Source organism: Ruegeria sp. (genome assembly GCF_965221235.1).
Classification (GTDB): domain Bacteria; phylum Pseudomonadota; class Alphaproteobacteria; order Rhodobacterales; family Rhodobacteraceae; genus Ruegeria.
The window spans coordinates 1,481,374-1,497,093 of sequence record NZ_CBDCRS010000004.1 but is presented as its reverse complement, the minus strand read 5'-3'; the positions used below and the strand labels follow the sequence as shown (position 1 = coordinate 1,497,093).

15 protein-coding genes are annotated in these 15,720 nt (G+C 57.6%); 13 read left to right on the top strand and 2 right to left on the bottom strand.

Annotation, left to right across the window (positions count from 1 at the left end):
* Window positions 1-35: 35 nt before the first annotated feature.
* From ACOQOY_RS10600 to ACOQOY_RS10580, 5 genes are all read left to right on the top strand, one after another.
* Window positions 36-1,154, top strand: a complete 1,119-nt coding sequence (locus ACOQOY_RS10600; RefSeq protein WP_420585395.1) for an FAD-binding protein — start codon at window positions 36-38, stop codon at window positions 1,152-1,154.
* Window positions 1,155-1,158: 4 nt separating this feature from the next.
* Window positions 1,159-2,484 (top strand): glycolate oxidase subunit GlcF, encoded by a 1,326-nt coding sequence (gene glcF, locus ACOQOY_RS10595; protein WP_420585394.1) that lies wholly within the window; start codon window positions 1,159-1,161, stop codon window positions 2,482-2,484.
* 118 nt (window positions 2,485-2,602) lie between these two features.
* The gene (locus tag ACOQOY_RS10590; protein WP_420585393.1) at window positions 2,603-3,394 is read left to right on the top strand and encodes a trypsin-like serine peptidase; all 792 of its coding nucleotides are present in this window, start codon (window positions 2,603-2,605) and stop codon (window positions 3,392-3,394) included.
* Entirely contained in the window at window positions 3,391-4,206 is an 816-nt protein-coding gene (locus tag ACOQOY_RS10585) for a trypsin-like serine peptidase (RefSeq protein WP_420585392.1), read from the top strand. The genes ACOQOY_RS10590 and ACOQOY_RS10585 overlap by 4 nt, the downstream gene beginning before the upstream one ends.
* Before the next feature lie 122 nt (window positions 4,207-4,328).
* The gene (locus tag ACOQOY_RS10580) at window positions 4,329-4,796 is read left to right on the top strand and encodes an Hsp20 family protein (protein ID WP_420585391.1); all 468 of its coding nucleotides are present in this window, start codon (window positions 4,329-4,331) and stop codon (window positions 4,794-4,796) included.
* A 262-nt stretch (window positions 4,797-5,058) separates the two neighbouring features.
* Here ACOQOY_RS10580 and ACOQOY_RS10575 read toward each other — a convergent pair whose 3' ends face one another.
* Both ACOQOY_RS10575 and ACOQOY_RS10570 read right to left on the bottom strand, forming a co-directional pair.
* Complete coding sequence (locus tag ACOQOY_RS10575; protein WP_420585390.1) at window positions 5,059-5,436, bottom strand: hypothetical protein; 378 nt, start codon at window positions 5,434-5,436, stop codon at window positions 5,059-5,061.
* Between the two features lie 709 nt (window positions 5,437-6,145).
* Window positions 6,146-7,621, bottom strand: a complete 1,476-nt coding sequence (locus ACOQOY_RS10570; protein ID WP_420585389.1) for an NAD-dependent succinate-semialdehyde dehydrogenase — start codon at window positions 7,619-7,621, stop codon at window positions 6,146-6,148.
* A gap of 249 nt (window positions 7,622-7,870) precedes the next feature.
* Between ACOQOY_RS10570 and ACOQOY_RS10565 the strand changes: the two genes are divergently transcribed.
* From ACOQOY_RS10565 to ACOQOY_RS10530, 8 genes are all read left to right on the top strand, one after another.
* Window positions 7,871-8,950, top strand: a complete 1,080-nt coding sequence (locus tag ACOQOY_RS10565) for a hypothetical protein (RefSeq protein WP_420585388.1) — start codon at window positions 7,871-7,873, stop codon at window positions 8,948-8,950.
* Window positions 8,951-9,365: 415 nt separating this feature from the next.
* Window positions 9,366-10,484 (top strand): hypothetical protein, encoded by a 1,119-nt coding sequence (locus ACOQOY_RS10560; protein WP_420585387.1) that lies wholly within the window; start codon window positions 9,366-9,368, stop codon window positions 10,482-10,484.
* A 53-nt stretch (window positions 10,485-10,537) separates the two neighbouring features.
* On the top strand, window positions 10,538-12,469 hold the full coding sequence (locus tag ACOQOY_RS10555; RefSeq protein ID WP_420585386.1) for an AAA family ATPase: 1,932 nt from the start codon (window positions 10,538-10,540) through the stop codon (window positions 12,467-12,469).
* Between the two features lie 325 nt (window positions 12,470-12,794).
* Window positions 12,795-13,130 carry a hypothetical protein gene (locus tag ACOQOY_RS10550; protein WP_420585385.1) on the top strand — a complete coding sequence of 112 codons (336 nt, stop codon included), beginning with the start codon at window positions 12,795-12,797 and terminating at the stop codon, window positions 13,128-13,130.
* Entirely contained in the window at window positions 13,127-13,420 is a 294-nt protein-coding gene (locus ACOQOY_RS10545; protein WP_420585384.1) for a hypothetical protein, read from the top strand. The genes ACOQOY_RS10550 and ACOQOY_RS10545 overlap by 4 nt, the downstream gene beginning before the upstream one ends.
* A gap of 142 nt (window positions 13,421-13,562) precedes the next feature.
* Window positions 13,563-14,108 carry a hypothetical protein gene (locus tag ACOQOY_RS10540; RefSeq protein WP_420585383.1) on the top strand — a complete coding sequence of 182 codons (546 nt, stop codon included), beginning with the start codon at window positions 13,563-13,565 and terminating at the stop codon, window positions 14,106-14,108.
* A complete protein-coding gene (locus ACOQOY_RS10535) occupies window positions 14,105-15,442 on the top strand; it encodes a DUF6638 family protein (RefSeq protein WP_420585382.1) in 1,338 nt (445 codons plus the stop codon). The genes ACOQOY_RS10540 and ACOQOY_RS10535 overlap by 4 nt, the downstream gene beginning before the upstream one ends.
* A gap of 1 nt (window position 15,443) precedes the next feature.
* Window positions 15,444-15,710, top strand: a complete 267-nt coding sequence (locus ACOQOY_RS10530) for a hypothetical protein (protein ID WP_420585381.1) — start codon at window positions 15,444-15,446, stop codon at window positions 15,708-15,710.
* Window positions 15,711-15,720: the final 10 nt, after the last annotated feature.

Here is a 15,720-nt window from a genome sequence, read left to right as displayed (position 1 = left end):
CTCCCCCGCCGTATTTTCAGACAAGAAGAAGTGACATGAGACCTGAGACAGAGACAGAGCTGGCCGAAATCGTGGCCGGGTTGAAGGAACCGGTGCAAATTTCAGGCGGCGGCACACGAGGCATCGCGCGTCCCGAGCAGGTTTTGAGTGTGTCGGGACTGAGCGGCATATCCCTGTATGAACCCGGCGCTTTGACATTGGTTGCGCAGGCAGGAACTCCGCTGGCTGAGGTTGAGGCCGTTTTGGCAGCCGAAGGGCAGCAATTGGCGTTTGAGCCTGCGGATTATCGGACGGTTATGGGTAGCGCGGGCGAGCCGACGATTGGTGGGGTCGTAGCGGCGAACATCTCGGGTCCAAGGCGGGTTCAGGCCGGAGCGTGTCGGGATTTTCTGCTGGGTGTGCGGTTTGTCGATGGGCGCGGGCAGGTGGTCAAGAATGGTGGGCGGGTGATGAAAAACGTCACCGGCTATGATCTGGTCAAGCTGATGGCGGGGTCCTGGGGCACATTGGGTGTATTGACCGAAGTATCTTTGAAAGTGCTGCCCAAGCCCGAGGCGACGGCAACACTTGTCTGGCACGGCTGCGGATGGGCGGCGAGCTCAAAGCTGTTTTGTGATGCGCTGGGCTCGCCCTTTGAGGTCAGTGGCGCGGCGCGACTGCCAGAGGCAGAGGGCCAGCCTTCCCGGACACTTCTGAGGGTCGAAGGATTTATGGACTCGGTCAAATATCGCGTTGGCAGATTGCTTGAGGCGTTTGCCGATCTGAAGCCGGATGAGGTTGTGACCGACCCGGATGAGAATGCCGCGATCTGGCGAGCGGTACGTGACATAGAGCCGTTTGCCGGAGTGCCAGGCAATGTCTGGAAAACCTCAATCAAGCCGACGGATATGATCCGTGTTGCCAGCGGGAAAAACCCGAACCGCGTGGTTGATTGGGGTGGCGGTCTGATCTGGACCTTGGCTGAGGAAGGCGAAGACCTGCGATCTGCCTTAAGCGATGTTCCGGGGCATTCGACACTGGTGCGCGCGGCTGCGGACGATATGGACAAGTTGGGCCGGTTTCAGCCGGAAACCGAGGGAGTTGCGGCTCTGACACGGGCGATCAGAGACAAGTTTGACCCTCGGGGTATCTTTAATCCGGGGCTGATGGGGTAAGTCAATGCAGACGCATTTCACCGAAAAACAGCTGGAAAACCCGGCGACACAGCGCGCCAATGAAATCCTGCGCAGCTGTGTGCATTGCGGGTTCTGCACCGCCACATGCCCGACCTATCAGGTTCTGGGGGATGAGCTGGACAGCCCGCGGGGCCGCATCTACCTGATCAAGGACATGCTGGAGAACGAACGCGTGCCGGATGAGAAAACGGTCAAGCATATTGATCGCTGCCTGTCCTGCCTCGCCTGTATGACAACCTGCCCGTCGGGCGTGCATTACATGCATCTGGTCGATCACGCGCGGGAATATATCGAATCCACGTATAAACGCCCTTTCACCGATCGCGCGCTGCGCTGGGTGCTGGCGCAGATTTTACCCCATCCAATGCGGTTCCGTTGGGCGTTGCTTGGGGCGAAACTGGGGCGTCCGTTCCGGTTTCTGATGCCCGATGCGCGGTTGCGGGCAATGCTGGATATGGCGCCAAAGCATATCCCTCCGGTCAGCCGCAATGACGATCCGCAAAGCTTTGCGCCCGAGGGCGCGCGCCGCAAACGGGTGGCGCTGATGACAGGCTGTGCACAAAAAGCGCTGAACACCGACATCAATGATGCCACGATCCGACTGCTGACCCGTTTGGGATGCGAAGTTGTGGTGGCCGAAGGGGCTGGATGCTGCGGGGCGCTAACGCATCACATGGGCAAAGCGCGTGACAGTCACAGGGCAGCAGCGGCCAATATCCGGGCCTGGACCTCGGAAATGGACGGTCAGGAGCTGGACGCAATCGTCATCAACACCAGCGGTTGCGGCACCACTGTCAAGGATTACGGGCATATGTTCCGCAATGACCCGCTGGCCGAAGACGCTGCGCGGGTGTCGGGGTTGGCGATGGATGTCAGCGAGCTGCTGGTGCAGCTTGACCTGCCCGAAGGCGCGGATCAGGGCATGACCGTCGCCTATCATGCGGCTTGTTCGCTGCAACATGGGCAAAAGATCAAAACCTATCCTAAAGACCTGCTGAAACGCGCAGGCTTTGCGGTGGTCGAGCCGGCCGACAGTCACCTGTGTTGCGGCAGTGCGGGGACATACAACCTGATGCAGCCCGAGATTTCGCAGCAGCTGAAGCAACGCAAGGTCCGCACGCTCGAGGCGAAAAGCCCGGACGTGATTGCTGCGGGCAATATCGGGTGCATGATGCAGATTGGCTCTGGCACGGATATTCCCATATTGCATACGGTTGAGCTGCTGGACTGGGCCACAGGCGGACCTGAACCGCGGGCTATGCGATCTATGGGTACGCCAGGATCAGAGGCGGTTCCAATTCTCAGGTAGGCGGGTCTGATGCAGCAGGGCATCAGTTCGCGGCGGAAAGCACCGACACCAGCATCGCCCTATTTTCGCCCTACGCAGGGCGTAAGACTGTTTTCCAGCAATAACGCCGGAGAACCGCTTGCGACATTGGATCATGGCCTTAGCGTTTGCCGTCTTGCCGATGGCAGCGTTGGCGCAGGACAGTGGGCTGAAAAGCTTGAATACCACCGATGCCGGGCGGGCATGGATGGCTGTTGGCCGTCTGGATATTAACGGCGCGGGGTTCTGTACCGGAACATTGATTGCTCCGGCTTTGGTCCTGACCGCCGCGCACTGCCTGTTTGACAAGGAGACCGGCCAGCAGATTGACCTGTCTCAGGTCGAGTTTCTGGCGGCATGGCGATTTGGGCAGGCGTCAGCTTACCGGGCCGCACGTCAGGCCGTCATTCACCCGGATTACGAATTTACCAACAGGGGCTCGTCCGATGGGTTGTGGGCAGATATCGCCCTGATCGAACTTTGGCAGCCCATTCGCAACACCTCGGTCATACCGTTTGAAACTGGTAATCGCCCAGCACGCGGAGAAGAAGTTGGCGTCGTTTCATACGCACAGGACCGGGCCGACGCCCCGTCCTTGCAAGAGGTCTGTTCGATCATGACCCGACGAGGCGATGTGATGGTGATGTCCTGTGACGTGGAGTTTGGGTCTTCTGGCGCACCGGTGTTTTCCTTTGAAGGCGAGCGTCCGCGGATCGTATCCGTGGTCTCGGCCAAGGCCGAATATAACGGCAAGCGCGTTGCCGTTGGTGCGCCGGTCGAAGGGGCGCTGCCGCTTTTGCACGCCGAATTGCTGGCCGGTCGCGGGTTTCGGGCCGCCACCCCGCAGGGCGGGGCAGACAGAAACATTGGCGCCCGGTTTATCAAGCCATGATCCGGGTGTTGCTGCATATCGTGCTTTGTATTACGGTCACGGCCACAGCGGCCCATGCGCAGGCGAGCAAGCGCAAACTGACAGATCGGGAGGATTTATACGGCTGGGAGGCCGTTGGCCGTCTGGACACCGGGACGCGGGGGTTTTGCACCGGCACGCTGATCGCTCAGGACATCGTTTTGACCGCCGCACATTGCGCGCTGGATAAATCGACCGGTCGGCCCTATGCGCCGGGTGAAGTGACGTTTCGCGCAGGTCTGAGCAATGGTAAGTCCCTGGCCGATCGCAAAGTGGTGCAGATTGCCGTGCATCCGGATTACGTCAAACATACGTCGTTGTCTAATGCGGCGATCCGCGCCGATGTAGCCCTGATGCGGCTGGAAGAGCCTATTCCCTATTCCGTTGCCGATCCCTTTGCCCTGCACAGCGGGCGCGTGGCCGGAAATGAGGTCAGCCTCGCCTCATACGGGCGGGGGCGGTCCGAGGCGATCACGCGGGAACGGTCGTGCCGCATTCTGCAACGACAGCAGGGTCTGATCACCTTTAACTGCGATATCACCTTTGGTTCGTCCGGGTCGGCGCTGCTGGCGCGCAACGGCCCGCGCTGGCAGATTTTGTCCGTCGTTTCCGCGGTTGGAACCAATGGCCGACATAAGATCGGGTTAGGCATGGAGCTTTCGGGAATCGTTGCCGATCTCAAGGCAGACCTGCGCCGAGACGCGCCCCGGCCCAAAGCGTCAATCCGCCGGTTGCAGGTCGGATCCGGCAAGTCGGATTCGGGTGCGAAATTCATCAGCCCCGGCGGGTCTTGAACTGCGCTGAAACCCTCCCCATGTGAACTGTATCGGGTTGCCAAAAACGGGACCCGATGTACTGAACCGCCCGTCCGAACGGAGGGCAAAACACAGATCGCTCAGATATGAGGATATGACTTATGCGTACATTTGATTTTGCACCGCTGCACCGCGCCACCATTGGTTTCGACCAGATCGCCGACATGATGGACCGCGTACTGACCAATGACGTGGCTCAGCCCAGCTACCCGCCCTACAACATCGAAAAAACCGATGCCGACACCTATCGCATCTCGGTTGCTGTCGCCGGTTTTTCGGAGAATGACCTGTCGGTCGAAGTGAAAGAGAACGCGCTGATCGTTGCCGGCAAGAAAGCCGCCGAGGACAAAGAGCGCAGCTATCTGCACCGTGGTATCGCCACCCGCGCGTTCGAGCGCCGATTTGCTCTGGCCGACCACGTGCGTGTCACCGGCGCAAGCCATGAAGACGGTATGCTGAACATCGACCTGAAGCGCGAAGTGCCCGAAGCTCTGAAACCGCGCCGGATCGAGATTTCTTCGGCAAACGCCATCGAAAAGGATGTGGTCGACGCCAAAGCTGTGAACTAAGGCGGCTGACCACCACGCCGCGATAATCTGTCCTCTCTGGATTATCGCACCCTGCGCCCCGCGTTCCTCCAGACGCGGGGCGTTGTGTATTGCCCCGCGGGTTTAAGGCCGATCAAGCAGTGCACATCAATAATCATCGTCCAGTGGTTAGGCGACGTGTTCAGCGCCTTCGATGGAACAGTACGGAAGTACAAATGCAATTGTCAGGCAATTTGGCGATGCCATTGCCTGACTTACGTAGTTGTTCGATTTGTTTGTGTGATCAGGCGAGAACCCGGCGTCTGCGATGGGCAACAAAACCCAGACCCAACAGCGCGCCGCCGAGCAACAGAACCGAGGGCGGCAGTGGCACCGGGGCCACCTGAATACCGTCAATCGAGAACCCGTCGTTCAGATACGGTGTTTCACCGCCAGCTTCGGTGAAGTTGCCAAGCATGATTTCCGCTGAACTGGTTGGTCTGTCGAAATCAACAGTTACCAGCCGGACGTTACTATTGGGCAGCTTGCTGCCCGTCCTGAATTCTACGTCATTTCCACCGACCGATATGCGCAGGAATCCACCCACATCGCTTGCGTCAGTGATCGCAAAAGCGAGACTCCGGAAGGATTTTCCGTCTGCCAGCGCAACATCCCAACTCATGCCCCAAGTGTCGTTGCTGTCCAGGAACCAAGAACTGCGTTCAGGGTACGTGTTTTTGCGCCCAAAAACGTTGCCCTCTCTGAGTGCCAGATTTGTGCCAGTATTGCCGGGCAACCCAGTGACAGTGCCGCCCGTACCGACACCACCCAAGGACGAAAATGTTCCAACGTTGGTTGCAAATCTGCTGGAAACTTCCCCTTCTCCGAAGGTGGCGCCAAGTGCCTCGAAGTTTTCATAGCCCCTGTAACCAGAGTCTGTCCCGTAGATCGAAAGGAAATTATCCGCGGTATTGTCGAGTATACTTACTGTCGCCGCGTGCGCAGACACAGCGACAAATGACGAAAAACTTGCAGTCATTATTACATTGAGCAGTTTCATTAAATGATCCCCACGAACAATGCGAATATCTTAACGCATAAAGAGAAAATCACAAAACGCTTCGTTTGCAGTTTCGGCTAATTGATGTGTTAAACGATGATTAACCGAAAATAAATGCACATTTTATGGTTTAATTAGTGTTTTGAGTGCGCATATTGACGCTTTGATGAAACATTTAGCGCGGAATCTGTCGCCTTGATGATTCGCTTAGGTCCAATTTTTTAAAGGTTTGCAACCCGTTCAACGGGAAATTCGCCACATCCATCGCCTTTTTGCAGGGATGTGGCGGCCCGCGCAAGTTCAGCACAGGCCAATCAGTCCCAGCGCCTGATCAGACCGACAGGCAGACGTATTTCATTTCCAGATAGTCTTCCATGCCGTGGTGGCTGCCTTCGCGGCCCAGACCGGACTGCTTAACACCGCCGAACGGGCCCAGCTCGGTCGAGATGATGCCTGTGTTCACGCCGACGATGCCGTATTCCAGCGCCTCGGCCACTTTGTAAACGCGGCTGAGGTCCTTGGCATAGAAATACGAGGCCAGACCAAAGATCGTGTCGTTCGCCATGGCGATAACGTCGTCCTCATCCTCGAACTTGAACAGAGGTGCCAATGGGCCGAAAGTTTCGTCCTGCGCGACCATCATGTCCTGTGTGACTCCGGTCACAATTGTGGGCTGGAAAAAGGTTCCGCCCAGATCGTGCGGCAGACCGCCGGTCAGGACCGAGCCGCCCTTGTCGGTGACGTCCTTAATGTGTTCTTCGACCTTGGCGACCGCTTCGGCGTTGATCAGCGGGCCGGTGGTGGTGCCATCGGAAAGCCCGTCACCAACCTTCAACGCCTCGACGGCGGCTTTCAGCTTGGCCGCAAATGCGTCGTAGACACCGGCCTGAACGTAGATCCGGTTGGCGCAGACGCAGGTTTGGCCATTGTTGCGGAACTTGCACAGCATTGCACCTTCGACGGCTGCATCCAGATCGGCATCGTCGAACACAATGAACGGCGCGTTGCCGCCCAGCTCCATCGAGCATTTCATCACCTGATCGGCCGCCTGTTTCAGCAGGATGCGTCCCACCTCGGTCGAACCGGTGAAGGTCAGTTTGCGCACGCCGGGGTTTTCGCAGAATTCCTTGCCGATCTCGCTGGAACGCGACGACGGTACCACGTTGAACACACCCGCCGGGATGCCGGCCTGTTCCGCCAGAACGGCCAGAACGATCGCGGACAAGGGGGTTTCCTTGGCCGGGCGCGCAACAAAAGCGCAGCCCGCGGCCAGCGCAGGCCCAGCCTTGCGCGTGATCATCGCGTTGGGGAAGTTCCACGGCGTGATCGAGGCGGCAACACCGATCGGCTGCTTCATCACCATGATCCGCTTGTCGCGCTGATGGCCGGGGATGGTCTCGCCATAGACACGTTTGGCTTCTTCACCGAAGAATTCGATGAAAGAGGCGCCATAGCCGATCTCACCCACCGCTTCGGCCAGCGGCTTGCCCTGTTCGGCGGTCAGGATCATGCCCAGATCCTGAGCGTTCTCCATCATCAGGTCATACCAGCGGCGCAGGATCACGGCGCGTTCCTTGCCGGTCAGCTTGGCCCATTCCTTTTGTGCGGCTTCGGCCTGCGCGATGGCTCCAGCCACCTGCGCGCGGCTGACATCCGCGACCTCGGCCACCACATCGCCGCGGGCCGGGTTGGTCACGGCAAACGTACCATTGTCACCATCCACCCACTGGCCGCCAATATAGGCCTTTGTCGCCAGCAGATCGGGATTTTTCAAAAGGGATTTCAGATCGGTTGTTGCGTCCAGCATAAGGAAGCCTCCGGCAGGATTTTGGTTCAGCGCACCCAATCAGGTGGGGTCGGGATTGTCTATGTCCACAATGCCCGTCAGATCAATCCAGATTTGATCAAAAACTATCAAGTCAGGGCGATATATCGCGCCTATCTTTTTCAGCCCGAGTTTGTCAAAGTTCCGGGGAATTTTGGACCCGAGGGGATGTAAATGGACGTAACATTCCCTATCTTATTGGGTAATTAAAGAAAAAAAGGGATAGCAGCGATGTCGAACCATCAATTTGACGCCTTGATTGAGGAAACTCAGACCAAAGTCCGGGAAAGCCAGTCGCAGATCGAAGGGCTGACCGCGCGCATTGACGCCGCGCGGGCTAAGATCGGAACCGCCGAGGCCGATATCGACATCGAAAATGCTACGCTTGAGGACGTGCATGCCCATACCGAAGTGATGAACGCCAATATCGCCGAGCTGATTATGGGTTTGGACGATGTGACCAACGCGTTTTCCAAGGATTTCGACGAAATGCGCTCAAAAACCGGGTGGGAGAGCTTTGTTGGCATCTTCTCACGCGGGAAATCGGAATCCATGCGGCAAGAGAGGATGCGCACGGCGAATATCGACGACAAGTTGCAGGACCTGATCGCCAAATCAGATGTGATCGTGCAATTGCTTCAGGGGCAGCTGTCCGTGTTGGAAGAGCAGCGTGTGAAGGTCGAAGACAACCTGACCGGCACGCTTGACGACCGTGAGGCGACCGTGGCCGAGCTGGAGGCTCTGCGCGCCGAAATTCAGGGCATGGACCCGACGATCATCACGCTGGAGAACAAGATCAGCGTCGAACAGGACGCCGCCGCGCGCACCCAGTTGGAAACCGAACTGGCCGAGCTGAACAAGCAATACAACGCGAAAGTTCAGGAAGAGCAGGTCAAGCTGGCCAAAAGCCAAACGCTGGAGCGCTATATCGAAAAGGGCAAGACCTGGGTCGATTCACTGCAAAACCAGGCGGCGACTCAGATGGTGCTGATCAACAAGCTGCAAACAGACACGCAACAGCGCGTGGTGCTGTATGACGCCCTGACCAAATCGTTGAAAACAGCACAGCAGCAGGATGTGGCCCACCGCATCAACGAGATAGGCGTGCAGACCGACCAAGAGGCGCAGACGGCGATGGCCGCCATCGGCACCGCGACCAACCAGAAGATGGCCGACATGCTCGAGGCGCACGAGGACCACATGGTCTTTGCCCGCGACGTGCTGGAGAAAAAAGCCAAGGCGGATGAACGCTTTGCCCGCCGTTTTGCCTCGATTGTCGAGAAGCATGACAAGAATTTGTATGGGGGCTAACCCCTTATGTGGAGCTCGAAAGTATTTCTAAGATTTGGTCTGTTGGGTACTTTTTTCTCAATCGCTGGGGGAATAGGCATTTTCGTCTCTGGCAATAGAATGGACCTTGCGGAAATCGGTGCAAATGCGCCCATACAAGTCGTCGGTCAGGACGTAGTGAATGGGATTGTTCTCACGCTACTCTATCTAGCAATTCTATTTGTTTTGGGTGGGTGTATCGGAAACGTTGCCCGAGCACTTTTTTCCATGGCTGCTCATACCATTCGGAGCCAAGAACCTCAGTTCTTGAATACACGCCAACCGGAGGCCAACATGATCTTTAGTTTTCTTGAACTTGATGCATTCGGAAGAATGCCTTCCGTCAAGGATCAAGGCAATTGATTTCAGAGACTGAAATGCTGCCTAGAGCTGCGAAATGACTAACCCCACCCAAGACCATATCGGCCTGACCGACACTTTCGCCTCGCGCCGCTATTTCCGCAAATTCGAGGTGATCACCGTCCACCTCCTGCGCGTTGCCGCGACGATGGAGGCTGAGGGCGCGATCAGCAAACAAGAAGTGCGGATCGTGTCGCGCTATCTCTCGGGGTTGCTCTATACGTTCCGGGCGCTGTCCATGAAATACCTGCTGGTCGGGCGCGAGACGGGGCGGTTCTTTGGCAGCCTCGCCATGGATAAGCGCGACAGCGGGTTTCCGGTGGCGGCTGAGTTGCTGACCATGGCCAATGACGCGCAGCAGGCGCAGGTGCATCTGGCAAATATGCCATTAGAAGATGATCTGAAAACTGACATGGTGCGGACCATCATTGGCCACCGGGAAATCCCGACCAAGCTGCAATTCGCGCTGTCTCAAAGGCTCTATTACGAGGAATTGTTGAAAGGTCAGCTGTTCTGGGCCCGGAACGATCCCGAATGTCACTGGATTGAGAATGCAGGCGATCGGCGTAAATTCCTGATCCACTGGGCGGTCTATGACAGCCAGATCAACCTGCCGGTCATCTACCTGATGCAGTTGGAGGACAGCGGCAAGACGGCCCTGCCCAAAGACCAGCGTCGCTGGCCCGAAGTGCAGGCGCATCTGATGGCGCAATCCTTGGGCGGGCTGAAACTGGTGACGATTGCCAAGGGCTTTGATCAGGATTTCGACGACCTGCACCCGAAACACCTGCGCCGCATCCATGTAGGCCCGATGTATTCCTCGGCCTATACCGAGCAGTCCGGCCCTCTGCGGCAGGTTTTGGAAGACGCGCAGGCGCCCGAGGGTCAGGACTGGGCGCTGGCCTGGACCACCGAGGAACTGGAAAGCGAACAGGTCATCGAGGAACGCGCCGGGTGGTTCTCGACCGTGGAACGCGAGGTCTTTGCGCTGGATCCGTTCGGCGGGCAGGGGGCCGAGACCGGCGCCACGCGCACCCAGCGGTCTATCATCCTGCCCCAGCGGCCGTTTCAGGCGCTGGCCGAGCGCAACCCGCCGGGTTTTGCCGACGTGCGCAAGTTTGTCGTTAGCAAGACAGGGCAGGTGTTGCGCTATTGAAATTTTCGCCTTCGGCGACCGTATTTTGAACGAGAAGAAGCAGGGTTGGGCACATGAGTTTGACGTCAGATCAGATGGAATTGCGTGAGGCGGATATTCGCAAGCATTATCCTGCGGCGACGGCTTTGTTGAACGGATTCGAACACGCGCCGCGGATTGCAAAGGCTGCGGAGGCGGTTGTTGAACGATCTCCGGGGGTTTCTACCGGGCGGCGGTTCCGATCTACGACACCGGGCTTGGTGACACGGCGCACGGCACGGGCGGATGGGGTGCATCTGGTTGAGCGGATCGAGGCCTCGGATGATGGCGATACGCTGGTGTCTCCGCCGCAGGCGACAACGCAGCAGGCTATCCGGCGGGCGATATCTATCGCTTTGGCCGTGGCCGAGGCTTATGCGGAACAGACTCCGCTGGCCGATCTGAAACGCGCCAATCTGGCCGGAGATCTGCCTGCCGCCCGCAAGACCGAATTCTCGGAACTGCTGACGGCTGAGGCTTTGATCACGTCGCACACTTTCGGCAATGCGCTGGCCTATCTGATGTCGTCGCATCTGGGTGAAACCACGGTTGATATTGGTGAGATCGAAGAGGTGTTGACCGACAATGGCCAGCTTGCCCTGCATGGCGCGCTGTGGGAAATGGACCAGACCCTCGCCAGACACGCACCCGATGATGCGCATCTGATTGCGGCCACCAGCGCTTATGCCGAACAACTGATGGAAAAGGCCGCCCTGCGCGCCCCGTCCGCAGGCCATCTGGCCCCGTTCCAGAACGCCGCCTGGCATATCGAGGCCGATGATCTGACAATCCGGGGGTTCGAACCAGCGTCTAAAGCCAAATCCACCACCCTGACTATGACGTTCAAGAAACCGAACGAGGTGGTGGGCAACCATATCGCCAAGTATCAGGCCATGAAGCTGGCCAAGATGCTGATGGCCTATGATTTCGACCGCCGCCTGAACCCGTTTGCAGAACTCGGAGGGTTCATCTTCACCTTCATGGGCGACGGCAAACCGGGCACCGGCAAGACCACCCTGATCCAGATGATGGCCGGGCTGATCAACGACTATTGCCAGAACGCGGGCTATCCGTTTCGCTATCAGAACCTGAGTACCGACAATATCGACAGCTATCAGGGCAAGTCCGGCCAGAACGCCAAGGCGTTTATCAACACGATTATCGACCCCTCGGTCATCGGCTTCGGCACCATTGACGACATCGACCAACTGGCGGGCAAACGCGGCGACCGGCAGTCCTCGGCCGGGCAGCTGGAAATCACCGCGGTGCTGATGGAGAGTTTTGCGGGCGCCAACACCGTCGTGCGCGGCAACTGCACCTTTGGCATGTTCTCGAACTACCCCGAGAATGTGGACGACGCCCTGCGCCAGCGGGCGGGCGCGCGGTTCCTGGTGGACGGGCCGCAAACGCGCGAGGATTACATCGACATCCTGCACCTGCTGATGGGCCGCAACCACGACATACCCTTAGGCGAGCACGAGGCCTATGCCGCGCAGGAGATCAAAAAGGCCGTTGCCGCCAGTTTCGAAAGCCATTCCCGCCCGCATGAGGACGCGCTGCTGCAGGTCTATGACCGGGTGTCCGGCGAGATCGGCCAGATGGACACGATCGCCAAGCTGGGCACCTACCTCAAGGCGATCCAACAGGCGGATGAGCGCTTCACCGGCCGCGCGATCAAGAACATCACCGACGCGGTCAAGGTCCGCGCGATGGATTTCGAACTGCCCGACGAATGGATGGAAAATCCCGACCTGTTCCTGTTCCGCGACTACGACACCAAGAAAGCGATGATCGAGGACCTGCGCCAGCCGATCACGGTCGAGATGGTGATGCAAGAGATCAACCGCTACGCCGACAGCGAGTTCCGCTATGCCGACAAGAGCGACGAGGTCGCCATCGAAAACGCCGTCCGAGAGATGGGCCGGATGGAAGAAGCCAAGCGGCGGTATTTGGAGGGGAAAGGCTAGTGATTGCTGATATTGTGAACTTTGCGCTTCCCGCCGCTCTGAGTCTGTCCACGTGCTTGTTGGTTGCTCAAAGACTACATCGCTCGCCCTTAGTCCTGCGGTTGATTGCGGCATGGATTGCGGGACTAGCAATGTCGATCCTATGTCTGTCTTTGATCGGGATGTTATTCGACGTCGGACTCGGCCGTCAGCTACTTAGTCATGATCGGACGACGTACGCTGCAACGAGCTGGGCGTCATTTTCGCTAAGTTCTCTTTTAGCATCTTTTGCAATACTCATCTTTGTGGGTGTTGCCATCAAACGGCGGTATCTGGAGGGGAATGGGTGACCGGCGGCCTGTTCCTGATCTTCGCATCGCTCATTGTAGCGAGCATCTTTTTCGGCGTATCCGTCGCGCGTTGTCGACCTGCGTCGCGAAAGAGCGTGGCGATGCTGGCACTCATCATCTTCGCGCTCACCTATATCTGGAGTTCCCTGTTCGAGATCTGGATGAACGGGGCGTCTCTGGCGCGCCCGAATTCCCTGCTGCACGCCTTTGGCCCCGGTGAAATGCCATCACATTTTCTTGGCCGCGCATTGTTCTGGTTTGTTCCGGCCATGATTTTGGCTGGCGGAGCGTACGCAACAGCGCTTCGTCGGAAAAAGGAAGCAAATACATGACTTTGATCGCTGCAATCACTGGCCTCGCCCTTGTTCTGGGCCTGATCCTGCCTTTGCGATGGAGCGTTTTCGGATTTCTCGGGGCCGTGGCGCTGCTGTTTCTGTGCCAGTTCGGCGTGAACGCAAGCAGCGGGTTCGAGGGTGCCTCATTGGAGGAATCCCTGATCCTGTTTGAGGGCAGCGTAGTTTCTTACATCGGGTTCAACTTGCAGATCACAGCGCGGGCGTTTGCGTTGCCATTGTTGGTGTTGGCGGTTGTGGTCGTTGGTCGGTTGAACAGGGTGAGGTAGAACAGGTGGCGCAACGATTGAACATGCAGGTCGACGGTGAGTTTCACTATGTCGATAGGAGAGACGAGTACATCATCAAGAGTGCCGTAGGCGATATAGGGCGGATGGAAGTGGCCAAGCGGCGGAATTTGGAGGAGAAGGAGTGAGTGGAGAAGAATTCATAGGATCGATTAACCAGTGGTTTGTAGATCATTCACCGTTGGTGACATTCGTAATCGTCCCGATAATTTCTGCCTTTGTTGCGTTCTTTTCTAGCAAATATTCGACAAGGATCGCGCTACGTGCGGCGGTCCAACAGCGAAAGCATGAGGCGACAGGCCTTCTTTCCCAGTTTAGACAAGACTGGATAAATGACCTTCGAAACGAAATCGCCGAACACCAATCAATCTGTTTGGGCACAGCGATGGTTTTCAAAGACCAAGAACCGTCTGGGATTTCCGATGCCAAGGTCCCAGCCGAAAAAATGTACAGGTTAACTGAGTTGGCCAACCGCATTTTGTTGCGATTGAATCCGGCAGATCCTGACTACCAAGCGCTTTCCACCGCGCTAGCAGTTCAAAGAAAAAACATTCACGAGCAAGGTCAGCCAAATCTTCAAACGCTTTCGATAGCTCAACGAATTCTAAAAAGGGAATGGGATCGTTTGAAAGAAGATTTGCGCGAAAATGCGGAGTCAAATACACAATGATCCGTCTCATCGAAAAAGGCCTGATGTTTGGCAATCTCGTCCACATCTCCAGCCCGGCTCTGGTCGAGCGGTATGACCGCGCGTTGCAACATCTGGCCGGCAAGACCACGGCGTTGACGGATTTCCATGTCGATATCTCGGGCTATTCGCCGGAGGTCGGGATTGAGTTGGAGGATGAGCTTTACCTCAACCCCAACGGGGTCAACCGGCAGTTCATCCTGCTGACGACCGAACAGAAACGCGCGCCTTTGCTGAACGTCAAATTCTCGACCTCACGCGATATCCTGCGCGAATTCATCGAGATGAACGAGGCGCAGCTGTTCGCCCTGACCGCCACCGATGCGGTGGCCGGAGAGCTGGTGAACTCGGTCTTCAAACTCACCACACCGCGCGATCTGCTTAACCTGCGCAAGATCGAGATCGAGGCGGACACGGTCGGCGGCACCCTGCGCAAGGCCGAGCAACTTGCGGGCATGGTCGAGCGGTTCAAGACTGAAGAAGACGCCTGGTTCGACGATGTGCTGATCGCCAAAATGATCGAAACCGCCAAGGAAACCGGCGACGTCACCCGCAACCCGGTCCGCCTGCGCCACACCGCATTCGAACAGCGCAATTTCTGGACGGCGCATTTCGGCGGGCTCTATCTGTTTCCCGATTTGGATCAACCGGCTGCAATCTGTATGGGCGAGATGCCCAATGACCTGCCGGTCGAACACGCGTTTGACGCAACACAGCGACACCGGATTGCCGCCTTCCTTAATGACAACACTCTGGTGGAAAGTATTATCGAGGCGCGCGGCGTGAACTCGGCTGCGGTGTTGCAACAGAAGATGGATTTTCTGACCGTCGATGCCGCCGCCGATGCAGGCGTCGATCTGACGGGGCTGGACCGGAACGATATGCGGCGTCTGGCCCGGAACCACGCGGACCGCTTGCCCGAGGCGTTTCACGGCCTTGCCCAGCTGTTGCGCTGGGCGAAAGACGGCGGGCCTTGGCCTCGGATCACTTCGGACCATCCGTCCTATTTCTACACGCTGCGCGCGGCGGATACCCCGAACCGCGATCTGGTGAATATGCTGCTGGCCGAGCTGGCCCCGCTGGACCCGCGCCAGATGTTCATTTGTCACAAGGAACTGTTCTACAGCACCTATTCCACCTGGCCCGAGGCCAAGAAAGCCTATGTTGCCGACTTCCTTGCGCGCGAGTATCAGGTGGACAAAGCTGGTGCCCGAGCCGCCTTGTTCGGGCATGAGCCGGATATGAGCGGGACAGATCAGGTGAGCGACGCGGTGATCGCGCGGGTCGGCCCCTGGGGCGCGTTGAGGAAAGGGTAAGATGTTCGGAGCGATACGCCTGTTTCTGATCCTGCTGGTCCTCCAGACCATTGCGTATTTCGCCCTGTCCCTCTATTCGCGCGGCGTTCGTCGGCGCAAGCTTGAGACGTGGTGGGATGAAAAGGGCAAATCCGGGAACAAGGCGGCCTTTGTAGAACGCGGTCTACACGTTTATGACAATTCGTTCCGGCGTAAATTGATTCTGGGTGTCTATATTGTCCCTTGGATGGCAATCGGCGCGCTGATCTACATTGTGAATTACATGTGAGGGTTACGGC